This is a genomic window from Paraburkholderia sp. BR14374, from assembly GCF_040948685.1.
GTDB classification, from domain to species: Bacteria; Pseudomonadota; Gammaproteobacteria; order Burkholderiales; family Burkholderiaceae; genus Paraburkholderia; species Paraburkholderia youngii.
Window position 1 is genome coordinate 101,678 of record NZ_JBFPKF010000013.1, and the last position, 22,254, is coordinate 123,931.

Below are 22,254 nucleotides of genomic sequence, written 5' to 3' on the forward strand. Positions count from 1 at the left end.
TGCGCTTGCTTTAAACTTTGCCGTTTACCATCCCGCTCTGATTAGAGACCCCGTCATGTTCCAAGTTTCCTCTACCTCGCATCTGCCGAAAGCCGCGCAATATGAAGAACTGGTTGCGCAGGCGCGCGCGCTCTTGGCCGGCGAAACGGACTGGATCGCCAACGCCGCGAACTTCTCTTCGTTCGTCTTTCATTCGTTGAGCGATCTGAACTGGGCCGGCTTTTACTTTCACGACGGCCGCGAACTGGTGGTCGGCCCGTTCCAGGGCAAGCCCGCGTGCGTGCGCATTGCACTCGGCAAGGGCGTCTGCGGTACGGCCGCGCAAACCCGTCGGACCCAGGTCGTGCGCGACGTGCACGAGTTTCCTGGTCACATCGCGTGCGATTCGGCGTCGCAATCGGAAATCGTCGTGCCGCTCGTCGCGCCCGACGGTACGCTGATCGGCGTGTGGGATGTCGATAGCCCGATCATCGCGCGCTTCGACGAGGAGGACGCGAAGGGCATGCAAGCGTTGTGCGCGGTGTTCATCGAGGCAGCGCTGCCGCGCGGCGTGTAACGTCGCGAATCGCGCCGAGCGCGACGCGCAGCATTGAAGCACAGATCGTCCATCTCAATCTTTGAGACGCTCGAGCGCATCTTCCTGAGGCCGTCGAGATCGACGCCCGGGTAGCAAGTCGCGTACCGCATCTTGCGACCGATGGACAGGAACGCGTCGTGCTGGCTCTGCATCGGTATTCGATCAAGCGGACCAAGCCGACGATGGACGACTCCCTCTACCGTTTCTTTCATCTTCAGCCGTCACTGCTCGTCACGCTGACACACGACGTCGTTGATATCGCGATTGCCGTGCTGATCGTCGTGATTGGCTGGTGGTTGTCGAATCGCGTCGGCGCGATGTTAGCGAAGGCGCTCGCACGCACGCACGCGGACCCGACCCTCGCGCCGATGCTCGCGGCGATGGGCACGTGGGCCGTGCGCGTGCTCGCCTTCATCGCGGCGCTCGGTGAAGTCGGCATCGCGACCGCGAGCGTTTTGGCCGTGCTAGGCGCGGCTGGCCTCGCGATCGGCCTCGCGCTGCAAGGTACGTTGCAGAACATCGCGGCCGGCATGATGCTGCTGTTGCTGCGACCGTTTCGCGTCGGCGACGTGATCGAAGGCAGCGGCGCCGCGGCTGGCATCGTCCGCGAGGTGGGGCTCTTCACGACGCGGATCGAACGCGGCGACGGCAACATCGTGTTCGTGCCGAATAGCCAGATCTGGAGCAATCCGGTAATCAACTACAGTTGTGGCGGCACGCAGCGCATCGAGGTCGATGTGGAACTCGCGCAGCGCAAGGACGTGGATGCAGCGATCGGACAACTGCAGAAGCTCGTGGCCGACGAGCCGCGTGTGCTGAGCGGTTCGACGCTTGCACCGGTGGTGTCGGTTGCGGATTATCCGGCGGATGGCGGCGCGACGTTAAGGATCGCCGCGTGGGTCAGGTCGCCGGACGCGTCGTTGGCTGGCGGCGATCTGCAACAGAGGGCGCAGTCTGTGCTGGAGCAGGCGGGGTGTGAGGTGGCGGCTTAGGCCTCGAGAGGTTCGGGTTTAGGGTTTCGCGGCATGGCATACGGCCTCGATGCGATTGCCGGCCGGGTCGATCAGAAATGCGGCGTAGTAGCCGGCATGATAGTGGGGCCTCAAGCCAGGTTGGCCGTCGGATTTGCCGCCGGTCGAGAGTCCCGCTTTGAAGAATGCATCGACGTGCTCGCGTGACGGCGCCTTGAAGCACCAGTGACGTTTGTTTTCTGTTATTTCATTTGGATCGAGATACACGGCCAGATAGGTCGATGAGCTATCGTCGATCGTGCAACGCTCGCCGTAGCCCAAGGCGGTGGGACGGTCGAAGACTTTGCTCGTGCCGAGAGCTGACATGGTGGCGTCGTAGAAAGGGCGGGCTGCCTCGATGTCGGGAACGCCGATCGATACGTGATCGAGAAGCTGCATTAGATGTCTCCCTCTGGAAGTTGCGGTGAGTTTATACCTTTGACTCGTTTCAACAGGGCTTGGCGATGCGCAGGCGTTCGACTATCAGCCGGATATGCCGGCGGGCGTTTTCGCTCGCGGAGGTTCGGATGTGGATCCAGTGGATCGATAGTCGCGACGACTCGAAGGGGGCCACGCTCAGCGAGCAGAAGGGTGATGAGTACGTCCAGAAACTGAGGGCTGGAGCTCGCCTGTTATTTGTTCTCGAGCCGTCGTGTGGTGCTGAAATGGCCGTGCTTTGCGAATCACTTTCGCTAAAGGCGAGAATCTGAATCGGGTGCTGACAAGAACATCGAAAAGCTGATGCGGGCACTGCGCCCAGACCGGTATGAATGATCCGGCCCGATCCGGTGCAATACCTACATCAGCACAATATCGTACTGCTCCTGACTCAAATTCGACTCCACCTGCAACGACACCGGCTTGCCGATGAAATCGATCAGCATCGCCAGATGCTGCGACTCTTCCTCGAGAAACAGATCGATCACCTGCTGCGCAGCAACCACGCGAAACTCGCGCGGATTGAATTGCCGTGACTCGCGCAGAATCTCGCGCAACACGTCATAGCACACCGTGCGCGCGGTCTTCACCTGCCCCTTGCCCTGGCAAACCGGGCACGGTTCGCACAGCACATGCGCGAGCGACTCACGCGTACGCTTGCGTGTCATCTCGACGAGCCCGAGCTGCGAGAAGCCGTTGACGGTCACCCGCGTGCGATCGCGCGACAACGCCTTCTTCAATTCCCCTAGCACCTGGTCGCGATGCTCGGCGTTTTCCATATCGATGAAATCGATGATGATCACGCCGCCCAGGTTGCGCAGCCGCAATTGCCGCGCGATGGTATGCGCGGCCTCGAGGTTGGTCTTGAAGATCGTGTCGTCGAAGTTGCGCGCGCCGACGTAACCGCCGGTGTTCACATCGATCGTCGTCATCGCCTCGGTCTGGTCGATCACGAGGTAGCCGCCCGACTTCAGGTCCACGCGACGCGACAGCGCGCGCTGAATCTCGGCCTCGATGTTGTACAGATCGAATAGCGGCCGCTCGCCGGTGTAGTGATGCAGCTTCGACGATACCGCCGGCGTGAACTCGGCCGCGAAATCGGCGAGCATCTGATGCGTCTCGCGTGAATCGACCTGGATGCGCGACGTTTCATCGTTGACGAAATCGCGCAGCACGCGCTGCGCGAGATTCAGATCCTGGTAGAGCAGGCTGGTGGGCGGCATGCGCTGCGCCTGCGACAGAATCGTCGCCCACGTCTTGCGCAGATACGCGACATCGGCGGCGAGCTCTTCGCTCGTCGCATCCTCGGCGATCGTGCGCACGATGTAGCCGCCTTTCTCGTCGGCGGGCAGCACGGCGGTCAGTCGCGCGCGCACGGCCTCGCGCTCGGCCTCGCTCTCGATCTTCTGCGAGATGCCGATGTGCGGTTCCTGCGGCAGATAAACGAGCGTGCGCCCGGCGATGCTCACTTGCGTGGACAGCCGCGCGCCCTTCGTGCCGATCGGGTCCTTGACGACCTGCACCATCAGCGTCTGACCTTCGAAGACGATTTTTTCGATCGGCTGATGCGGCGTTTGATGTTGCGCTTCGCCGGCAATGCGCGGATGCCAGATGTCGGCGACGTGAAGGAACGCAGCGCGTTCGAGGCCGATGTCGATGAACGCCGATTGCATGCCAGGCAGCACGCGCACGACCTTGCCGAGATAGACATTGCCGACGCGCCCGCGCGACAGCGTTCGTTCGACATGAAGTTCCTGGACGGCGCCCTGTTGAACGAGCGCGACGCGCGTTTCCTGCGGCGTGACATTGATCAGGATTTCTTCATTCATGGTGTTGTTCTAGAAGTCGATGCGCGCTGCACGCAGGAGGGCAGCGGTTTCAAAAAGCGGCAAACCCATGATACCCGAATAGGACCCGTCTATATGCTCGATAAACTCCGCCGCGCGTCCCTGCACGCCATAGGCACCCGCCTTGCCGAGCGGCTCTCCGCTCGCCGCATAGCGACGCAACGCGTCTGCGTGCACTGCAGCAAAACGCACTTTCGACACCGACAACGCCGCCGGCAGCAGCGCGCCGTCGGCATCGATCACGGCGAGCGCGGTCAGCACTTCGTGCGTGCGGCCCGCGAGGCGCGCGAGCATCGCGACCGCATCGTCGGCGTCGACGGGCTTGCCGAGAATCGCGTCGTCGATCGTGACGGTGGTGTCGGCGACGAGGATCGGCCGCACCGCGTGACCAGCGGCCACGAGACGCGCGCGCGCCGCATGCGCTTTCGCAATGCATACGCGCCGCACGTAGTCGCGCGCGTGTTCGCCGGGCAGTTCGGCTTCGAGCGCTTCGGCGTCTTCATCGGGGCGCGGCAGCAGCAATTCGAAACGCACGCCGAGCTGTTGCAGCAGCTCCTGGCGGCGCGGGCTCTGCGAGGCGAGGTAGACGAACGGATGCAGCGAAGCGGTGGGCGTGGGCATGAACGGGTCTCGATGGAGCGGGGAACGGATGGCGTGGCGGCGGTGAACGCGGATGGGCGTGGAAGAGCGGGCGGGGCGAGCTTGATTCGGCGACGCGATCGATGCGCCGAATCCATTCATCGCATCGATGCGCGGCGCGTCGGGCGCATCATCGCATGAAGTGGCGGCAATGCGTTCAAGAAGCGTATCGACCAGAGCACCCGCGACGTGCCATCAACAACGAACGGTTGCCAGGCGTCGCCGCGCTGGCTCCGGCACTCATGCGCGATGATACGGGTGATTTTGCGTGATGGTCCACGCACGGTAAAGCTGTTCGGCCAGCAGCACGCGCACCATTGCGTGCGGCAGCGTGAGGCTCGACACGCGCAGCATCATATCGGCGCGTGCTTTCAGCTCGGGATCGAGACCGTCCGCGCCGCCGATCAGAAAGGCCACGTCGCGGCCGTCCTGCTGCCAGCCCGGCAATGCGCCCGCGAGCTGCATCGTGGTCCAGTCCTTGCCGCGTTCGTCGAGCGCGACGATGCGCGCGTTCTTCGGCAACGCGGCTTCGATCTTCTGCCGCTCGGCGGCCATCACGCTTTCGGCCGAACGGCCAGACGAGCGCTGCTCCGGTTTGATCTCGCGCAGCTCGATGCGCAGCTCGGGCGGCATGCGCTTAGCGTATTCGTCGAAGCCGGTCGCGATCCAGTCCGGCATCTTGTGGCCGACGGCGAGGATATGCAGTTTCATTGCGACGAAAGTAGCGGTGTGGCCGACACGGCCCGCTTACTTGCGGCGCGCGCTAGTCTTGCGCGCGGGCTTCGCGGCAGGCAAATCCTCGTCTTCCTCGTCGTCGGGCTCGCTTGCACGCGCGCCGCCGAACGGACTCGGCGTAGACAGCTTGATGCGCACCGGCTTGTCGCCCCAGATTTCCTCGAGGTTGTAGTACTGGCGCAGCGCCGGCTGCAGGATGTGGACGATCGCGTCGCCGCAATCGACCAGCACCCATTCGCCGATGTCCTCGCCCTCGGTGCTGACGATCTCGCCGCCGGCTTCCTTCACGCCTTCGCGCACGCTCGACGCGAGCGCCTTGGTTTGCCGGTTCGACGTGCCACTCGCGACGATCACGCGATCGAACAGCGAGGTCAGGTGGCTGGTGTTGAACACTTTGATGTCTTGCGCCTTGACGTCTTCGAGAGCGTCGACGATTACGCGCTGCAGTTTGCGAATATCCATGGAGTTACCGGTGGTACAGATGATGTTGAAGAATATAGTCCCACACCGCGGCGGGGACGTGACTCGTGGCCTGATCCTGGGCGGTGTCGCTCGCACCCGCGTGGACCAGCCGCTGGTTGACCTGCTCGCGCAGCTGCGCGCGGATGTCGGTGGCCGAAACGTTGAACGCGAGCGTCGTGTCGATCAGCAGATGGCCGCAGGGCGTGGCCTGCAGCACCTCAGCTTTCGCGCGGCGCGCGGTGATTTCCCTCGCCACCGCGGGGGCGACCGACGCGAGGTCGAAGCCGGGCCGCGTGGCCGCGCCGATATGCGCAAGCTCGAACAGGCGCCGCCAGTCGCGCCACGTGTCGAGATGCACCAGTTGATCCGCGCCGATCAGCAGTGTGATCGATGCGTCGGCACCTTCGCGCTCGCGCCAGCGTTGCAGCGTGTCGACCGTGTAGGTCGCGCCTTCGTGCTCGATTTCGTCGGTCGCGACGCGCACCGTCACGCCGGGGATCGCGAGCGACGCGGCCGCCGCGCGCGTCATTGCGAGTCGATGTTCGGCGGGCGATACGTCGGCTTTCTGCCACGGCTGGCCGGCCGGCAGCAGCACCAGTTCGGTCAGCCGCAGCACGTCGGCGAACCGCCGCGCGAGCGCGAGGTGGCCGTCGTGGATCGGATCGAAAGTGCCGCCCAGAAGACCGATCCGGCGGGGCAGCGCGACAGGGTGAGCGTTCGGCTTCAGGTGAGGATCCTTTGTCGTGACCGTAAGCGACACGGGTGGCGCGTCACACCCACTCGCGCGGCACGAGGAAATCGCTGTACAAGCGAGCTTCCGGCGTGCCCGGCTCGGGGTGCCAGTTGTAGCGCCAGTTCGCCACGGGCGGCATCGACATCAGGATCGATTCGGTGCGTCCGCCGCTCTGCAGCCCAAATAGTGTGCCACGGTCGAAGACCAGATTGAACTCGACGTAGCGCCCGCGCCGGTAGGCCTGGAATGCGCGTTCGGCTTCGCCATAGGGCGTATTGCGGCGCCGCTCGATGATCGGCAGGTACGCCTTGAGAAAACCTTCGCCGACGCTTTTGAGCATCGCGAACGATTGCTCGAAGCCGGGCGCCGAGAAATCGTCGAAGAAAATCCCGCCGATGCCGCGCGCCTCGTTGCGGTGCTTCAGGTAGAAATACTCGTCGCACCAGCGCTTGAAGCTCGGGTACAGGTCCGCGCCATATGGCGCGAGCGCGTCGCGGCACACCTGATGGAAATGCCGCGCGTCCTCTTCGTAGCCATAGTAGGGCGTCAGATCCATGCCGCCGCCGAACCAGAACACCGGCTCTTCGCCTTCCCTGGTCGCAATGAGCAGGCGCACGTTCATGTGCACGGTCGGGCAGTGCGGATTGTGCGGGTGCAGCACGAGTGACACGCCCATCGCCTCGAAACCGCGCCCGGCCAGTTGCGGCCGCGCGGCGCTCGCCGAGCCCGGCAGCGCGTCGCCGGCGACGTCCGAGAAGCCGATGCCGGCGCGCTCGAAGAACTGCCCGCCTTCGAGAATCCGCGTGACGCCGCCGCCGCGCAGCTTGTCGCCGGGTCCGCGCTGCCATGCGTCGGTCGCGAATGCGGTGCCGTCGAAGGCGCCCAGCGTGTCGGCGATATGCGATTGCAGGCCTTGCAGCCAGTTGCGCACGGCTTGTGCGTCGTAGCTCGAATTGCTCATGAATGCAGGTTCTTCGAAAGAGGGCGACGGCCGCGTTCGCGCCGGGTTGGCTGCCGGGACGCTCGGACCGCGCATTCGGATGGCACGGACGCAGTAGACGGATGGAGAAAGCGGCTTGCCGCTTCGGTCGATCCGCGGGCTCCGTGCCCGTCTGTCGCGACGAGCGCGAAAAATGCAGTGTAGCGCGCGTCGTGCCGCGCGCCCGCGGCGCGCTGTCGCGCGTGGGCGCCGCTTGCACGGCGCCCGGCAGTACCGCTTATTTGCCGTCGTGCTTGCGATTGAGCGCGCGATAGCCGATGTCGCGGCGGTACTGCATGCCGTCGAAGGCGATCTGGTTGATCGTGTGATAGGCGGCCGCCTGCGCGGTGCGCACCGAATCCGCCAGACCGACGACGCACAGCACGCGCCCGCCCGAGGTGGTCAGCTTGCCGTCCGTCAGCGTGGTGCCGGCGTGGAACGTGACCGAATCCGCGGTTTCGGCGGGAATGCCGTTGATGCGGTCGCCCTTCCTCGGTGTGTCCGGATAGTTGTGCGCGGCGAGCACGACGCCGAGCGCGGTACGGCGGTCCCATTCGAGCTCGACGGTGTCGAGCGTGCCGGCGATCGCGTGTTCGACCACTTTCGAATAGTCGCCCTTCAGACGCGCCATGATCGGCTGCGTTTCGGGGTCGCCCATCCGGCAGTTGAATTCGAGCGTCTTCGGGTTGCCTTGCGCGTCGATCATCAGGCCCGCGTACAGGAAGCCGGTGTAGCGGATGCCTTCCTTCTCCATGCCGCGCACCGTCGGCAGGATGATTTCGCGCATCACGCGCGCATGCAACTGCGGCGTGACGATCGGCGCGGGCGAGTAGGCGCCCATGCCGCCCGTGTTCGGGCCCTGGTCGCCGTCGAGCAGACGCTTGTGATCCTGGCTCGAAGCGAGCGCGAGCACGTGCTTGCCGTCGACCATCACGATGAAGCTCGCTTCCTCGCCGGCGAGGAACTCCTCGATCACGACGCGCGCGCCGGCGTCGCCGAGCTTGTTGTCCGACAGCATCATGTCGACCGCGGCGTGCGCTTCTTCCAGCGTTTGCGCGACCACCACGCCCTTGCCGGCGGCGAGGCCGTCGGCCTTGATCACGATCGGCGCGCCCTTGGCGTCCAGATACGCGTGCGCGGCGACGACGTCGGCGAAGGTTTCGTACTCGGCCGTCGGGATGCCGTGGCGCTTCATGAACGCCTTGGCGAAATCTTTCGAGCTTTCGAGCTGAGCGGCTTCTTTGGTCGGCCCGAAGATCTTCAGACCGCGCGAGCGGAACAGGTTGACGATGCCTGCAGCGAGCGGCGCTTCCGGCCCGACCAGCGTGAACGCGATCTGTTCTTTTTCGACGAAATCGGCGAGCGCGGCCGGATCGGTGATGTCGACGTTGAGCAGACGCTCATCCTGAGCGGTGCCGCCGTTGCCGGGCGCGACGTAGACGAGCTGAACCCGCGGCGATTGCGCGAGCTTCCATGCCAGCGCATGTTCGCGACCGCCGGAACCGACGACGAGTAACTTCATGTGAATCCCCGAGACTTAAAAACCATAAACGGCCGAGCGCTGTGCTCGGCCGTGCAATAAACCATCGACAGCAAGGGCAAACGATGCGAAAGCCCGGCGCGCCATTACTCGCCGGCGATCGACGCGTTTGTATAGACTTCCTGCACGTCGTCCAGATTTTCCAGCGCGTCGAGCAGCTTCTGCATTTTCACGGCGTCGTCGCCGGTGAATTCGACTTCGGTCTGCGGCTTCATCGTGACTTCGGCCAGTTCGGCCTTGAAGCCCGCCGTTTCGAGCGCTGTCTTCACCTTCGAAAAATCGTTCGGCGGGCACAGCACTTCGATACTGCCGTCCTCGTTCGTCACGACGTCGTCGGCGCCCGCCTCTAGCGCGGCTTCCATCAGCGAGTCTTCGGCGGTACCGGGCGCGAACAGGAACTGGCCGACGTGATCGAACATGAACGACACCGAGCCGTCCGTGCCCATGTTGCCGCCGTTCTTCGAGAACGCGTGACGCACTTCCGCGACCGTGCGGGTGCGGTTGTCGGTCATCGTGTCGACGATCACCGCCGCGCCGCCGATGCCGTAGCCTTCGTAGCGGATTTCCTCGTAGTTCGCGCCTTCCGCGCCGCCGACACCGCGCTGGATCGCGCGGTTGATGTTGTCCTTCGGCATGTTGGCGTCGTACGCCTTGTCGACCGCGAGCCGCAGACGCGGGTTCGAGTCGATTTCGCCGCCGCCCATACGCGCCGCGACCTGGATTTCCTTGATGAGCCGCGTCCAGACCTTGCCGCGCTTGGCATCGGCCGCTGCTTTCTTATGCTTGATGTTGGCCCATTTCGAATGACCCGCCATACTTTTCTCCGTCGCGCGCGCCAGCGGGGCGCACGCATAGTGCAATTGTCGTTGCGATGTGGGGCGCCTCGCGGGTTGCGCCTCGCGTGTCGTGTCCCGATCCCAAACCGTCAGGTGAAAGGCTGCCGGCCGCTCGCGCTTGTTGCTCGGCTTGGCCCGTCGGCGCGGCCACTCCTGCCGCCGATCTCAGCCTGGCCGTTCCCGCGCGTCGTTCCACGCATGCCCGCCGGCAGGCGTTCGAGCCGGTTCATGCATGAGCCGCGGCCCAAGCGGGGCCGCAGGGCGGCAGCGCGATTGAAGCGGGGCAGCTTGCGCGGCCAGGCGCCGCATGACCTGATGCGAAGGCGCGGGGCGCCGGTCGAAATTGCAGACGGTGGTGCGTGTGATCGTGCGAGTCGAGCCGCTCATCGAGCGGATTCGAATTTTATCACGCCGCGAGGGTGCGGCAGAGGGGGCCGCCGCGCGAAACCGGCCGCAAATGCAATGAAATCGAAGCGAAAATGAATGGAGGCGGCGCGGATGTGTCTCCGGGACGGCCGGATGCCGTCGAAAGCGGGGGCGGCTTTAGGGCAGGGACACTGCCAAGCCACCCCGCCGGCTCCTGCGCCTCAGTTCTTCGTACCGAACAACCGGTCGCCCGCGTCGCCCAGGCCCGGCACGATGTACGCATGCTCGTTCAGATGCGAATCGAGCGACGCGACGAACAGCTTGACGTCCGGGTGCGCGTCCTGGAACACCTGCACGCCTTCGGGCGCGGCGACGAGCGCGAGGAACAGGATGTTCTCGGCGGCCACGTTGCGGCGCTTGAGCACATCGACCGCGTGCACGGCCGAGTAGCCGGTCGCGACCATCGGATCGCAGAGGATGAACACGCGGTCTTCGAGGTCCGGCAGCCGCACCAGGTATTCGACCGGCCGATGATCCTCCGCGCGATACACGCCAATGTGGCCGACCCGCGCCGACGGTACCAGCTCGAGCAGCCCGTCCGACATGCCGACGCCCGCGCGCAGCACCGGCACGATCGCGAGCTTCTTGCCGGCGATCACAGGCGCGTCGATCTCGACGAGCGGCGTGGTGATGCGGCGGGTCGTCATCGGCAGGTTGCGAGTGATTTCGTAGCCCATCAGCAGCGTGATTTCTCGCAGCAATTCGCGGAACGTGCGCGTCGACGTGTCCCGGTCGCGCATGTGCGACAGCTTGTGCTGGATCAGCGGGTGATCGAGGATGAAGAGATTGGGGAAACGGCTGTCCTGGGTCATGGCGGGCTCGCGCGTGGCGGCAAGGTGGATCGGTTCGGCGCGCCCATCCGTTAGTTTCGCCAGCGCCCGAAGCTCGGACGAACGGAGGAAATGCACGCCACCGCGCAAGTTTACCGAAAGAGTACCGCCCGGCGATACCTGAGATTGAAGCGACGCGGCACAGTCCGGCACCGATTCTTCTAGAATCTTGGGAAACTTCGCTACGAGGGTATCCACATGGACTTGGGAATCGCAGGACGTACCGCGCTGGTTTGCGCGGCGAGCAAAGGTCTGGGACGCGGCTGCGCGGAAGCGCTCGCCGCCGAGGGCGTCAACCTGACGATCGTCGCGCGCACCGCCGAAACGCTCGAAGCGACCGCCGAGGCGATCCGCAAGCAGAGCGGCGTCGAGGTGAAGGCGGTCGCATGCGACATCACCACGCCCGAAGGGCGCGCCGCCGCGCTCGCCGCCTGCCCGCAGCCGGACATTCTCGTCAACAACGCGGGTGGCCCGCCGCCGGGCGATTTCCGCGACTTCACGCACGACGACTGGATCCGCGCGCTCGAAGCCAACATGCTGACCCCGATCGAGCTGATCCGTCAGACCATCGACACGATGAGCGCGCGCGGCTTCGGGCGCATCGTCAACATCACGAGCTCGGCGGTGAAGGCGCCGATCGACGTGCTGGGCCTGTCGAATGGCGCGCGCTCGGGGCTGACCGGTTTCGTCGCGGGTCTCGCGCGCAAGGTCGCGCCGACCGGCGTGACGATCAACAACCTGCTGCCGGGTCTGTTCGATACCGACCGCATCGCGGTCACGATCGAGGCGCAGGCGAAGACGCACAACATTTCCATCGACGAAGCGCGCAAGCAGCGCATGAAGACGATCCCCGCCGGGCGCTTCGGCAATCGCGAAGAATTCGGCCGGGCCTGCGCGTTCCTGTGCAGCACGCATGCCGGCTACATCACCGGGCAGAACTGGCTGATCGACGGCGGCGCTTATCCAGGTACGTACTGAGCACGCCCGTACCGAGCCGCCGCACACGAACGACAGCCGTCACATCACAACAACGATATTCACAACGGTTTGAGGAGTCTCAAGTCATGAGCACCCGCATTGCGCTGATCGCACACGATCACAAGAAGGACGACATCGTCAAACTGGCCGGCGAATACGTCGACACGCTCGCGCGCTGCGAGATCGTGGCGACCGGCACGACCGGCGGACGCATCAGCGACGCGCACGGCCTCACGGTCGAGCGCATGTTGTCGGGCCCGCACGGCGGCGATTTGCAGATCGGCGCGCAGCTCGCCGAAGGGCGCGTCGACATGGTGATTTTCCTGCGCGACCCGATGACGCCGCAGCCGCACGAGCCGGACATCAACGCGCTGGTGCGCGCGTGCGACGTGCACAACATTCCGTGCGCGACGAATATTTCGACCGCGCGCATGGTGCTCGACGTGCTGACGCTGCGCCTGTCCGGCGAGGCGTGACCGCGCGCGTGGCCGCACCCGCATTCGTACAGATCAAGGAGACATGATGGCCAAGGCAATCCGATTCGACAAAACCGGCGGCCCCGAAGTAATGAAATGGGTCGACGTCGAGGTGGGCGAGCCCGGTGCGGGCGAGATCCGCATTCGCCAGACGGCGGTCGGCCTCAATTACATCGACGTGTATTTCCGCACCGGCCTGTATCCGCTGCCGCTGCCGGGCGGGCTCGGCATGGAGGCGGCCGGCGAGGTCAGCGCGCTCGGCTCGGGCGTGAGCGGTCTGAAGGTCGGCGATCGCGTCGCGTATGTCGCGCGGCCGCCCGGCGCGTACGCGCAGGAGCGCGTGCTGCCGGCCGCGCAGGTCGTCAAGCTGCCCGATGCGGTCAGCGACGAGCAGGCCGCGTCGGTGATGCTGCAAGGCTTGACCGCGCAGTATCTGCTGCGCCGCACGTATCGGGTGAAGGCCGGCGACACGATCCTGATTCAGGCCGCGGCGGGCGGCGTCGGCCTGCTCGTGTGCCAGTGGGCGAAGGCGCTCGGCGCGACGGTGATCGGCACGGTCGGTTCCGACGAAAAAGCCGAGATCGCGAAAGCGCACGGCTGCGATCACGCGATCGTCTATACGCGCGAAAACTTCACGAAGCGCGTACGCGAGATCACCAACGGGGCGGGCGTGCCGGTCGTCTACGATTCGATCGGCAACGACACCTTCGAAAAGTCGCTCGACTGTCTCGCGCCGCTCGGCCTGTTCGTGAGCTTCGGCAACGCGTCGGGTCCGCTGCCGCTGATCGACTCGTCGGAATTCGCGGGACGCGGTTCGCTGTTCTTTACGCGCCCGACGCTTTTCACCTATATCGCGAAACGCGCCGATTACGAGGCGATGTCGGCCGAGTTGTTCGACGTGCTGAGTTCGGGCAGGGTCAAGACGAGCATCAATCAGCGCTATGCGCTGCCGGATGTCGGCCGGGCGCATGCGGAGCTCGAAGGGCGCCGCACGACGGGGTCGACGATCCTGCTGCCGTAAAAAACTTCGCGGCCTCCGGCTGCACTACCCGACCTCCACCAAGGCCGTTTCATCGCGAGATGAAACGGCCTTTTCCGTTTACGCGATTTTTACGCGCACCCCGCGATCTTTGACCAGCCCTTTAGGCGGATCGGCATACCGTTGCATCTATCCAAAATCCGTAAATGGGGAAACAAAATGGATGTGCTGTATGTCGGGGGCCTGGCGCTGTTTGCCGTGCTGACCTTTGGGCTGATTGGCGGCTGCGAGAAGCTGATGCAGTTCCGTCGCGGACAGGGAGCGCGCTGATGACCTGGATGCTTTGGCTGGCCGGCGCGTCCACCGCGCTGCTGTTCATTTATCTCGTGTATGCGCTGCTGCGCGCGGAGGACATTGAATGAACACGAACGATGTCCTGCAGGCGAGTCTTTTTATCGTCGTGCTACTGGCCGCCGCGGTGCCGGTGGCGAGCTATCTGGGCGCCGTGATGGACGGCAGCTCACGCGTGGTGCGCTTGTGCGCACCGCTCGAACGGCTGCTTTACCGTATCGCGGGCGTCGATCCAGCGGCGGAAATGGGCTGGAAGCACTACGCGATCGCCACGGTCGCGTTCAACGTGTTCGGCGTGGCATTCCTGTACGTGCTGCTGCGTGTGCAAGGATGGCTGCCGGGCAATCCGCAGCAGTTCGGCGCGATGTCGGTCGACAGCGCGTTCAATACCGCAGTCAGCTTCGTGTCGAACACCAACTGGCAGGACTACACGCCCGAGCAAACGGTCAGCTATCTGACGCAGATGCTCGGTCTGACCGTGCAGAACTTCCTGTCGGCGGCGACCGGCATCGTCGTCGTGATCGCGCTGATTCGCGGCTTCGCGCGGCATACCGCGCAGACCATCGGCAACTTCTGGGTCGATATCACACGGGTGACGATGTACGTGCTGCTGCCGATGGCGGCGATCGTCGCGGCACTGCTGATGAGCCAGGGCGTGATCCAGAACTTCAAGGCCTATCAGGACGTGCCGACGCTGCAGACCACCACGTACGCCGCGCCGAAGCTCGACGCGCAAGGTAATCCGGTCAAGGACGCAAAGGGCAATCCGGTGACGGTCGATACGCCCGTGAAGACGCAGACCATCGCGATGGGTCCGGTCGCGTCGCAGGAAGCGATCAAGATGCTCGGCACCAACGGCGGCGGCTTCTTCAACGGCAACTCCGCGCATCCGTACGAAAACCCGACGCCGTTCTCGAACTTCGTGCAGATCTTCTCGATGCTGATCATTCCGGCGGCGCTCGCGCTCGTGTTCGGCCGCGTGATCGGCGACCGCCGCCAGGGTGTCGCGGTGCTTGCGGCGATGACGATCGCATTCGGCGTCTGCGTGTTCGGCGAAATCAGCGCCGAGCAAAGCGGCAATCCGGCCTTCACCGCGCTCAACGTCGATCAGTCGGCGAACGCGCTGCAGGCGGGCGGCAATGCCGAAGGCAAGGAAACGCGCTTCGGTATCGCGCAGTCGGGCATCTTCACGGTCGCGACCACGGCGGCTTCGTGCGGCGCGGTCGCCAATACGCACGATTCGTTGACGCCGATCGGCGGCCTGTACCCGATGCTGTTGATGCAGCTAGGTGAAGTGATCTTCGGCGGTGTCGGTTCCGGCATGTACGGGATGCTCGTGTTCGCGCTGCTCGCGGTGTTCGTCGCGGGGCTGATGATCGGGCGTACTCCTGAATATGTCGGCAAGAAGATCGAGGCCTACGAGATGAAGATGGTGTCGATCGTGGTGCTGCTCACGCCGCTGCTCGTGCTCGTGGGCACCTCGATCGCGGTGCTCACCGATGCGGGCAAGGCCGGCATCGCGAACCCCGGCGCGCATGGCTTCTCCGAAATCCTTTACGCGTTCAGCTCGGCCGCAAACAACAACGGCAGCGCATTCGCGGGTCTGACGGTGAGTACGCCGTTCTACAACTGGCTCACCGCGATCGCGATGTGGTTCGGCCGCTTCGGCACGATCGTGCCGGTGCTCGCGATCGCCGGCTCGCTCGCCGCGAAGAAGCGCATCGGCGTTACCGGCGGCACGCTGCCGACGCACGGCCCGCTGTTCGTCGTGCTGCTGCTCGGCACGGTGCTGCTGGTCGGCGCGCTGACCTACGTCCCGGCGCTCGCGCTCGGTCCCGGCGTCGAGCATCTGATGATGATCGGCGTGCAGTGACGAGTGACGCGGGGCCTGATGAACGACGCCCAACGACCGAACAGGCGCTTGCACGCGGCAAGCCCGCAAGCGCACAAGGATATTCGAGGTTTCAATGACTGAACATAACGCTACGCGGTCCATGTTCGACCCGGCGCTGCTGCGCCCGGCGATCGTGGACTCCTTTAAAAAGCTCACGCCGCGCACGCAGTTTCGCAACCCGGTGATGTTCTGCGTGTACGTCGGCAGCATTCTGACCACCATTCTGTGGATCGCCGCGCTCGGCGGTCAGGCCGAGGCGCCCGCGGGCTTCATTCTCGCGGTCACGTTGTGGCTGTGGTTCACGGTGCTGTTCGCGAACTTCGCGGAGGCGCTCGCCGAAGGCCGCTCGAAAGCGCAGGCCGCGTCGCTGCGCAGCGCGAAGAAAGACGTGATGGCCAAGAAGCTCAACGAGCCGCATCCGAAGTCGCCGATCCGCATCACGACCGCGACCGATCTGCGCAAAGGCGACGTCGTGCTGGTCGAAACCGGCGACGTGATTCCGGCCGACGGCGAAGTGATCGACGGCGTCGCGTCGGTCGACGAATCGGCGATCACCGGCGAATCGGCGCCGGTGATCCGCGAGTCGGGCGGCGACTTTTCGTCGGTGACGGGCGGCACGCGCGTGCTGTCGGACTGGATCGTCGTGCGCGTCACGGCGAACCCGGGCGAGGCGTTTCTCGACCGCATGATCGCGATGGTCGAAGGCGCGAAGCGTCAGAAGACGCCGAACGAAATCGCGCTGACGATTCTGCTCGTCGCGCTGACGATCGTGATGCTGCTCGCCACCGCGACGCTGCTGCCGTTCTCGATGTTTTCCGTCGAGGCCGCCAAGGCGGGCCATGTGGTGACGATCACGGCGCTCGTCGCGCTGCTCGTGTGTCTGATCCCGACGACGATCGGCGGCCTGTTGTCGGCGATCGGCGTGGCCGGCATGAGCCGCATGATGCAGGCGAACGTGATCGCAACCTCGGGCCGCGCCGTCGAAGCGGCCGGCGACGTGGACGTGCTGCTGCTCGACAAGACCGGCACGATCACGCTCGGCAACCGCCAGGCGTCGCAGTTCCTGCCCGCGCCGGGTTTGAGCGAAGAGGCGCTTGCCGATGCCGCGCAGTTGTCGTCGCTGGCCGACGAAACGCCGGAAGGCCGCAGCATCGTCGTGCTCGCGAAGCAGCGCTTCAATATCCGTCAGCGCGACATGGCCTCGCTGCACGCGGTGTTTCTCGCGTTCACCGCTCAGACCCGCATGAGCGGGGTCGATCTGCCTGGCCGCGAAATCCGCAAGGGCGCGGCCGATGCGGTCAAGCAGTACGTCGAAACGCACGGCGGCCGCTTCCCGACCGAAGTCAGCAATGCGGTCGCGGACGTCGCGCGACGCGGCAGCACACCGCTCGTGGTCGCCGAGAAGGGCGAGCAGGGCGCGCGCGTGCTCGGCGTGATCGAGCTGAAGGACGTCGTGAAGGGCGGCATCAAGGAGCGCTTCGCCGAGCTGCGCAAGATGGGCATCAAGACCGTGATGGTGACGGGCGACAACCGTCTGACCGCCGCCGCGATCGCGGCCGAAGCAGGCGTCGACGACTTCCTCGCCGAAGCGACACCGGAGACGAAGCTCGCGACGATCCGCGCGCACCAGGCCGAAGGGCGTCTGGTCGCGATGACCGGCGACGGCACCAACGACGCGCCCGCGCTTGCGCAGGCCGACGTCGCGGTCGCGATGAACACCGGCACCCAGGCAGCCAAGGAAGCCGGCAACATGGTCGACCTCGATTCGAATCCGACCAAGCTGATCGAGATCGTCGAGATCGGCAAACAGATGCTGATGACGCGCGGTTCGCTAACCACGTTCTCGATCGCCAACGACGTCGCCAAGTACTTCGCGATCATCCCGGCCGCGTTCGCATCGACGTATCCGGCGCTGAATGCGCTGAACGTGATGCATCTCGCGACACCGACCTCGGCGATCATGTCGGCGGTGATCTTCAACGCGCTGATCATCGTGCTGCTGATTCCTCTTGCGCTTAAGGGCGTGCGCTACCGCGCGCTAGGAGCTGCGATCCTGCTGCGCCGCAATCTGCTGATCTATGGCCTCGGCGGGATCATCGTGCCGTTCATCGGCATCAAGCTGATCGATATGGTACTGGCCGCGTTCGGCTGGGTGTGAGATTGGATGAAAAGGGAAAGAGACTCATCATGAAAAATCTGTTCCGTCCGCTGATCGTGATCTTCGCGGTGCTGACCGTGGTCACCGGACTTGCTTATCCCGCCGTGATGACCGCGTTCGGCCAGGCGGCGTTCCACGACAAGGCCAACGGCAGCCTGATCGAGCAGAACGGCAAGGTGGTCGGCTCGCAGCTGATCGGCCAGCAGTTCGACGCGCCGCAGTATTTCTGGGGCCGGCTGTCGGCGACGAGCCCGATGCCGTACAACCCGCAGAACTCCGGCGGCTCGAACCTCGGGCCGAACAACCCGGCGCTGCTCGACGAGATCAAGGGCCGGCTCGCCGCGCTGAAGGACGCGGGCACCGACATGTCGAAGCCGGTGCCGGTCGATCTGGTGACGTCGTCGGGCAGCGGGCTCGATCCGGAGATCAGTCCGGCCGCGGCCGCGTACCAGCTCGAGCGGGTCGCGCAGGCGCGCCACCTCGCGCCGAGCGACGTGCAGGCGCTCGTCGAGCGCTACACGACGGGGCGCCAGTTCGGCGTGCTCGGCGAGCCGCGCGTGAACGTGCTGAAGCTCAATCTCGCGCTCGATGAAATGAAGCGCGGTTGACGCGAAACGCAACTACAACGCATCAGCCGCGCTTGCGGTTCATCGACCAAACAGCGGCGTCCGCGTGGCGCCGCTGCGCCATTTGCGGGCCGGCGCGGGCCGTGCCAACATGCAGGCACCGCCGCTCGCACGACTATGACAATCACTGAGCATGAACCGCCCCGATCCTGACGAACTGCTCGACAAGCTGCAGCGCGACGAAGAAAAGCGCCTGCGCGGCAGGCTGAAAATTTTCTTTGGCGCGTCGGCAGGAGTCGGCAAAACCTACGCGATGTTGCAGGCCGCGCGCCGCCGCAAGGAAGAGGGTGTCGACGTGCTGGTCGGCATCGCCGAAACGCACGGGCGCGGCGAAACCGCCGCGTTGCTCGCGGGGCTCGACGTGCTGCCGCTCGCGCATATCGAGTATCGCGGCCGCAAGCTCGGCGAGTTCGATCTCGACGCCGCGCTCGCGCGCAAGCCGCAACTGATCCTCGTCGACGAACTCGCGCATTCGAACGTGCAGGGCGCGCGCCATCTGAAGCGCTGGCAGGACGTCTACGAACTGCTCGACGCCGGCATCGACGTCTATACGACCGTCAACGTGCAGCACCTGGAGAGCTTGAACGACGTGGTCGGCCAGATCACCGGCATCCGCGTGTGGGAGACCGTGCCCGATCGCGTGTTCGATCATGCCGACGAAGTCACGCTCGTCGATCTGCCGGCCGAAGAGCTGCTCGACCGCATGCGCGACGGCAAGGTGTATATGGCGCAGCAGGCCGAGCGCGCGGTGCGCAACTTCTTTCGCAAGGGCAACCTGATCGCGCTGCGCGAACTGGCACTGCGCCGCACCGCCGATCGCGTCGATGCGCAGATGCGCGAGTACCGCGCCGATCGTTCGATCCAGCGCATCTGGCAGGCGCGCGAGCGGCTGCTGGTGTGCGTGGGTCCTGGTCCCGAAGCGCCGGCGCTGGTGCGCTCGGCGGCGCGCCTCGCCGCGAGCCTGAAGGCCGACTGGCTCGCAGTCTATGTCGAAACGCCCGCGTTGCAGCGTCTGCCCGACGCGCGCCGCGCACGCACGCTGAACGCGCTGAAGCTCGCCGCCGAACTCGGCGCCGAAACCGCGACGCTCGCCGCCACCGATGCGCTCGACGCGCTGATCGGTTACGCGCAGGCGCGCAACGTATCCAAGCTGGTGGCGGGCGCATCGTCGCGCACGGGCGTGAGCCGCTGGCTGCGCCGGCCGCTCGGCGAGCGCATCGCCGAGAAGAGCGGCGATCTCGATCTCACGCTGATTCGCGTGTCGTCGGAGCGCGACGGCGGCGAACAGCGCCATCTGTTGAACACGACCGCGAACGCGTGGCGCGAGGCATTGAGCGCGGCGCGCGAGCGTCGCTCGCCGCCGCGCGCGTATGCGGTCGCGCTCGCGATCGGCGCGGCGATCACGCTGCTGTCGAGCCAGCTGATCGACCGCATCGATCTGACCAACCTTGTGATGCTGTATCTGCTCGGCGTGATCTTCACCGCGGTGAAGCTCGGGCGCGGGCCGGGTGTCGTGCTGTCGTTCGCGAGCGTCGCCGCGTTCGATTTCTTCTTCGTGCCGCCGCGCATGTCACTGTCGGTGTCCGATACGCAGTACCTGCTGACGTTCTTCGGCATGCTGCTGACATCGCTCGTGATCAGCCATCTGACTTCGAGCCTGCGCCGCGAGGCGAGCGTCGCGCGACGCCGCGAGCAGCGCACCGGCGCGATGTACGAGATGGCGCGCGAGCTCGCCGCGGCGCTTGCGACCGAGCAGATCGTCGGCATCGGCACGCGGCACGTGAGCGAGGTGTTCGGCGCGCGTGTCGCGATCCTGCTGCCCGACAGCGCCGATCAGGTCAAACAGAAAATCGAGGACCCCGACCCGGCGATCACGCTCGAAGGCGACGCGCTCGACCTCGACGTCGGCCAGTGGGTCTACGATCAGCAGAAGCCGGCCGGCCACGGCACCGACACGCTGCCGGCCGCCGCGGCGCTGTATCTGCCGCTGAAGGCGCCGATGCGCACGCGCGGCGTGCTCGCGGTCGTCGTGCGTGACGAGCGCGAGCTGACCGTGCCGGAACAGCGGCGCATGCTCGATGCGTTCGCCGCGCAGATCGCGCTCGCGCTCGAACGCGTGCATTACGTCGATATCGCGCGCGATGCGCTCGTCAACATGGAGTCGGAACGGCTTCGCAATTCGCTGCTGTCGGCGATATCGCACGATCTGCGCACGCCGCTGACGACGATCGTCGGGTTTTCATCGATGCTCGCTCAGGGGCAGCGAGGGCAGGGGCCGACCGACCCGCAATCTGCAGCGCGTCGTAACGACGAACTCGTCGATGCAATCCACGAAGAAGCGCTGCGCATGACCGCCATCGTCACGAATCTGCTCGACATGGCGCGCCTGCAGGCCGGCAGCTTGCAGCTGAACCAGCAGTGGACGCTGCTCGAGGAGACCGTCGGCGCCGCGCTGCGCGCGTGCAAGCGCGTGCTCGCCGATCATCCGGTGCAGGTCACGCTGCCCGCCGATCTGCCGCTGCTGCATCTCGACGCGGTGCTGATGGAGCGGCTGTTCTCGAACCTGTTCGAGAACGCGGCCAAATACACGGCGTCCGGCACGCCGCTCATGATCGGGGCGCAGCAGATCGACGCGGATGGCGCGCCGTTCGTGCGCGTGACGATCGACGACAACGGCCCCGGCCTGCCCGCCGGCATGGAAGCGCGCGTGTTCGAGAAGTTCACGCGCGGCGAGAAGGAATCGGCGAAACCGGGCATCGGCCTTGGCCTCGCGATCTGCCGCGCGATCGTCGAGGCGCACGGCGGTACAATCGGCGCGCTCAACCGCACGGCCGCGGATGGCCACATCGAGGGCGCGCGCTTCTGGTTCACGCTGCCGGTCAAGACGCCGCCCGACGCGCCCGAGACGTTCGATACGCTCGAAGACGAAGGCGCCCCCGCCGACACCGCCCTCAACCCGCTCACCCGACCCGCCCATGAGTGACCTGAGCATCACCGTCGTTCTGATCGAAGACGAAAAGCAGATACGCCGCTTCGTGCGCACGGCGCTCGAAGGCGAGGGCATCGCCGTGTACGACGCCGAGACCGGCAAGCAAGGGCTCGTCGAAGCGGCGACGCGCAAGCCCGATCTCGTGATCGTCGATCTGGGTCTGCCCGACACCGATGGCCTCGACGTGATCCGGGAGCTGCGCGGCTGGAGCGAGCTGCCGGTAATTGTGCTATCCGCGCGCACCCAGGAAAGCGAAAAGGTCGCCGCGCTCGACGCCGGCGCCGACGACTACCTGACCAAGCCGTTCGGCGTGTCCGAGTTGCTCGCGCGCATCCGCGCGCATCTGCGGCGGCGCAATCACGGCGGCGCGAACGAATCGCCGCAGGTGCGCTTCGGCGCGGTCACCGTCGATCTCGCGCTGCGCCAGGTCACGCGCGACGGCGCCGCGGTCCATCTGACGCCGATCGAATACCGGCTGCTCGCGACGCTCGTGCGCCACGCCGGCCGCGTGCTCACGCACCGGCAGCTGCTGCGCGATGTATGGGGGCCGTCGCATGTCGAGAGTCACCACTATTTGCGCATCTACATGGCGCATCTGCGCGGCAAGCTCGAGCGCGATCCCGCGCAGCCGGAGCATATCGTCACGGAGACGGGCGTCGGGTATCGGCTGGTGGGCGCAGTGTGAGTTCGTCCGCGAAGCCGCTCCGTTATAATCTCCCGACGTAAGGACGACCTTACGCTTCTCTCAATC

General features: G+C 65.4%; 22 protein-coding genes. 12 read left to right on the forward strand and 10 right to left on the reverse strand.

Features of this window, described 5'->3' with window-relative positions:
- Positions 1-55: 55 nt before the first annotated feature.
- Positions 56-556 carry a GAF domain-containing protein gene (locus AB3X86_RS26055; protein ID WP_368598243.1) on the forward strand — a complete coding sequence of 167 codons (501 nt, stop codon included), beginning with the start codon at positions 56-58 and terminating at the stop codon, positions 554-556.
- Between the two features lie 203 nt (positions 557-759).
- Positions 760-1,569 (forward strand): mechanosensitive ion channel family protein, encoded by an 810-nt coding sequence (locus AB3X86_RS26060; protein WP_176109165.1) that lies wholly within the window; start codon positions 760-762, stop codon positions 1,567-1,569.
- 18 nt (positions 1,570-1,587) lie between these two features.
- Here AB3X86_RS26060 and AB3X86_RS26065 read toward each other — a convergent pair whose 3' ends face one another.
- The 10 genes from AB3X86_RS26065 to upp all read right to left on the reverse strand — a co-directional run bounded on the left by AB3X86_RS26065 (position 1,588) and on the right by upp (position 11,034).
- Positions 1,588-1,986, reverse strand: coding sequence for a VOC family protein (locus AB3X86_RS26065; protein ID WP_368598244.1), 399 nt, complete (start codon positions 1,984-1,986; stop codon positions 1,588-1,590).
- Between the two features lie 398 nt (positions 1,987-2,384).
- On the reverse strand, positions 2,385-3,854 hold the full coding sequence (rng, locus tag AB3X86_RS26070; RefSeq protein ID WP_368590349.1) for a ribonuclease G: 1,470 nt from the start codon (positions 3,852-3,854) through the stop codon (positions 2,385-2,387).
- Between the two features lie 9 nt (positions 3,855-3,863).
- The gene (locus AB3X86_RS26075; RefSeq protein ID WP_368598245.1) at positions 3,864-4,493 is read right to left on the reverse strand and encodes a nucleoside triphosphate pyrophosphatase; all 630 of its coding nucleotides are present in this window, start codon (positions 4,491-4,493) and stop codon (positions 3,864-3,866) included.
- Between the two features lie 258 nt (positions 4,494-4,751).
- Positions 4,752-5,222 (reverse strand): 23S rRNA (pseudouridine(1915)-N(3))-methyltransferase RlmH, encoded by a 471-nt coding sequence (gene rlmH / locus AB3X86_RS26080; protein WP_008919684.1) that lies wholly within the window; start codon positions 5,220-5,222, stop codon positions 4,752-4,754.
- A gap of 36 nt (positions 5,223-5,258) precedes the next feature.
- Positions 5,259-5,708 carry a ribosome silencing factor gene (rsfS, locus tag AB3X86_RS26085; RefSeq protein ID WP_176109161.1) on the reverse strand — a complete coding sequence of 150 codons (450 nt, stop codon included), beginning with the start codon at positions 5,706-5,708 and terminating at the stop codon, positions 5,259-5,261.
- A gap of 4 nt (positions 5,709-5,712) precedes the next feature.
- Positions 5,713-6,468 carry a nicotinate-nucleotide adenylyltransferase gene (locus tag AB3X86_RS26090; RefSeq protein ID WP_368598246.1) on the reverse strand — a complete coding sequence of 252 codons (756 nt, stop codon included), beginning with the start codon at positions 6,466-6,468 and terminating at the stop codon, positions 5,713-5,715.
- Between the two features lie 10 nt (positions 6,469-6,478).
- Complete coding sequence (gene hemF, locus AB3X86_RS26095; RefSeq protein ID WP_368598247.1) at positions 6,479-7,402, reverse strand: oxygen-dependent coproporphyrinogen oxidase; 924 nt, start codon at positions 7,400-7,402, stop codon at positions 6,479-6,481.
- A gap of 256 nt (positions 7,403-7,658) precedes the next feature.
- Positions 7,659-8,942, reverse strand: coding sequence for a phosphoribosylamine--glycine ligase (gene purD, locus AB3X86_RS26100; protein WP_368598248.1), 1,284 nt, complete (start codon positions 8,940-8,942; stop codon positions 7,659-7,661).
- Between the two features lie 104 nt (positions 8,943-9,046).
- Complete coding sequence (locus tag AB3X86_RS26105; protein WP_176121283.1) at positions 9,047-9,775, reverse strand: YebC/PmpR family DNA-binding transcriptional regulator; 729 nt, start codon at positions 9,773-9,775, stop codon at positions 9,047-9,049.
- A gap of 608 nt (positions 9,776-10,383) precedes the next feature.
- Positions 10,384-11,034 (reverse strand): uracil phosphoribosyltransferase, encoded by a 651-nt coding sequence (upp, locus tag AB3X86_RS26110; RefSeq protein WP_013088896.1) that lies wholly within the window; start codon positions 11,032-11,034, stop codon positions 10,384-10,386.
- A gap of 216 nt (positions 11,035-11,250) precedes the next feature.
- Between upp and AB3X86_RS26115 the strand changes: the two genes are divergently transcribed.
- The 10 genes from AB3X86_RS26115 (at position 11,251) to kdpE (ending at position 22,188) form a co-directional block, all read left to right on the forward strand.
- Positions 11,251-12,030, forward strand: a complete 780-nt coding sequence (locus tag AB3X86_RS26115; protein WP_176109156.1) for an SDR family oxidoreductase — start codon at positions 11,251-11,253, stop codon at positions 12,028-12,030.
- An 86-nt stretch (positions 12,031-12,116) separates the two neighbouring features.
- On the forward strand, positions 12,117-12,506 hold the full coding sequence (locus AB3X86_RS26120) for a methylglyoxal synthase (protein ID WP_013088898.1): 390 nt from the start codon (positions 12,117-12,119) through the stop codon (positions 12,504-12,506).
- Positions 12,507-12,552: 46 nt separating this feature from the next.
- Positions 12,553-13,527, forward strand: coding sequence for a quinone oxidoreductase (locus AB3X86_RS26125; protein WP_368598293.1), 975 nt, complete (start codon positions 12,553-12,555; stop codon positions 13,525-13,527).
- A 177-nt stretch (positions 13,528-13,704) separates the two neighbouring features.
- Positions 13,705-13,815 (forward strand): potassium ABC transporter ATPase, encoded by a 111-nt coding sequence (locus tag AB3X86_RS26130; RefSeq protein ID WP_129959723.1) that lies wholly within the window; start codon positions 13,705-13,707, stop codon positions 13,813-13,815.
- The gene (kdpF, locus tag AB3X86_RS26135; protein ID WP_085484604.1) at positions 13,815-13,907 is read left to right on the forward strand and encodes a K(+)-transporting ATPase subunit F; all 93 of its coding nucleotides are present in this window, start codon (positions 13,815-13,817) and stop codon (positions 13,905-13,907) included. The genes AB3X86_RS26130 and kdpF overlap by 1 nt, the downstream gene beginning before the upstream one ends.
- On the forward strand, positions 13,904-15,709 hold the full coding sequence (kdpA, locus tag AB3X86_RS26140; protein WP_368598249.1) for a potassium-transporting ATPase subunit KdpA: 1,806 nt from the start codon (positions 13,904-13,906) through the stop codon (positions 15,707-15,709). Before kdpF ends, kdpA begins: the two co-directional genes overlap by 4 nt.
- Before the next feature lie 94 nt (positions 15,710-15,803).
- On the forward strand, positions 15,804-17,888 hold the full coding sequence (gene kdpB, locus AB3X86_RS26145) for a potassium-transporting ATPase subunit KdpB (protein ID WP_368598250.1): 2,085 nt from the start codon (positions 15,804-15,806) through the stop codon (positions 17,886-17,888).
- A 29-nt stretch (positions 17,889-17,917) separates the two neighbouring features.
- Complete coding sequence (gene kdpC / locus AB3X86_RS26150) at positions 17,918-18,496, forward strand: potassium-transporting ATPase subunit KdpC (RefSeq protein WP_368598251.1); 579 nt, start codon at positions 17,918-17,920, stop codon at positions 18,494-18,496.
- A gap of 151 nt (positions 18,497-18,647) precedes the next feature.
- Positions 18,648-21,497: a DUF4118 domain-containing protein gene (locus AB3X86_RS26155; RefSeq protein ID WP_368598252.1), complete on the forward strand. Its 2,850-nt coding sequence runs from the start codon at positions 18,648-18,650 to the stop codon at positions 21,495-21,497.
- Positions 21,490-22,188 carry a two-component system response regulator KdpE gene (gene kdpE / locus AB3X86_RS26160; RefSeq protein WP_176109149.1) on the forward strand — a complete coding sequence of 233 codons (699 nt, stop codon included), beginning with the start codon at positions 21,490-21,492 and terminating at the stop codon, positions 22,186-22,188. Before AB3X86_RS26155 ends, kdpE begins: the two co-directional genes overlap by 8 nt.
- Positions 22,189-22,254: the final 66 nt, after the last annotated feature.

Excerpts from the sequence above, each read along its gene's own strand:
- AB3X86_RS26055 (WP_368598243.1), top strand. The coding sequence starts at position 56 with ATGTTCCAAGTTTCCTCTACCTCGCATCTGCCGAAAGCCGCGCAATAT.
- AB3X86_RS26060 (WP_176109165.1), top strand. The coding sequence starts at position 760 with ATGGACGACTCCCTCTACCGTTTCTTTCATCTTCAGCCGTCACTGCTC.
- AB3X86_RS26065 (WP_368598244.1), bottom strand. The coding sequence starts at position 1,986 with ATGCAGCTTCTCGATCACGTATCGATCGGCGTTCCCGACATCGAGGCA.
- rng (WP_368590349.1), bottom strand. The coding sequence starts at position 3,854 with ATGAATGAAGAAATCCTGATCAATGTCACGCCGCAGGAAACGCGCGTC.
- AB3X86_RS26075 (WP_368598245.1), bottom strand. The coding sequence starts at position 4,493 with ATGCCCACGCCCACCGCTTCGCTGCATCCGTTCGTCTACCTCGCCTCG.
- rlmH (WP_008919684.1), bottom strand. The coding sequence starts at position 5,222 with ATGAAACTGCATATCCTCGCCGTCGGCCACAAGATGCCGGACTGGATC.
- rsfS (WP_176109161.1), bottom strand. The coding sequence starts at position 5,708 with ATGGATATTCGCAAACTGCAGCGCGTAATCGTCGACGCTCTCGAAGAC.
- hemF (WP_368598247.1), bottom strand. The coding sequence starts at position 7,402 with ATGAGCAATTCGAGCTACGACGCACAAGCCGTGCGCAACTGGCTGCAA.
- purD (WP_368598248.1), bottom strand. The coding sequence starts at position 8,942 with ATGAAGTTACTCGTCGTCGGTTCCGGCGGTCGCGAACATGCGCTGGCA.
- AB3X86_RS26105 (WP_176121283.1), bottom strand. The coding sequence starts at position 9,775 with ATGGCGGGTCATTCGAAATGGGCCAACATCAAGCATAAGAAAGCAGCG.
- upp (WP_013088896.1), bottom strand. The coding sequence starts at position 11,034 with ATGACCCAGGACAGCCGTTTCCCCAATCTCTTCATCCTCGATCACCCG.
- AB3X86_RS26115 (WP_176109156.1), top strand. The coding sequence starts at position 11,251 with ATGGACTTGGGAATCGCAGGACGTACCGCGCTGGTTTGCGCGGCGAGC.
- AB3X86_RS26120 (WP_013088898.1), top strand. The coding sequence starts at position 12,117 with ATGAGCACCCGCATTGCGCTGATCGCACACGATCACAAGAAGGACGAC.
- AB3X86_RS26125 (WP_368598293.1), top strand. The coding sequence starts at position 12,553 with ATGGCCAAGGCAATCCGATTCGACAAAACCGGCGGCCCCGAAGTAATG.
- AB3X86_RS26130 (WP_129959723.1), top strand. The coding sequence starts at position 13,705 with ATGGATGTGCTGTATGTCGGGGGCCTGGCGCTGTTTGCCGTGCTGACC.
- kdpF (WP_085484604.1), top strand. The coding sequence starts at position 13,815 with ATGACCTGGATGCTTTGGCTGGCCGGCGCGTCCACCGCGCTGCTGTTC.
- kdpA (WP_368598249.1), top strand. The coding sequence starts at position 13,904 with ATGAACACGAACGATGTCCTGCAGGCGAGTCTTTTTATCGTCGTGCTA.
- kdpB (WP_368598250.1), top strand. The coding sequence starts at position 15,804 with ATGACTGAACATAACGCTACGCGGTCCATGTTCGACCCGGCGCTGCTG.
- kdpC (WP_368598251.1), top strand. The coding sequence starts at position 17,918 with ATGAAAAATCTGTTCCGTCCGCTGATCGTGATCTTCGCGGTGCTGACC.
- AB3X86_RS26155 (WP_368598252.1), top strand. The coding sequence starts at position 18,648 with ATGAACCGCCCCGATCCTGACGAACTGCTCGACAAGCTGCAGCGCGAC.
- kdpE (WP_176109149.1), top strand. The coding sequence starts at position 21,490 with ATGAGTGACCTGAGCATCACCGTCGTTCTGATCGAAGACGAAAAGCAG.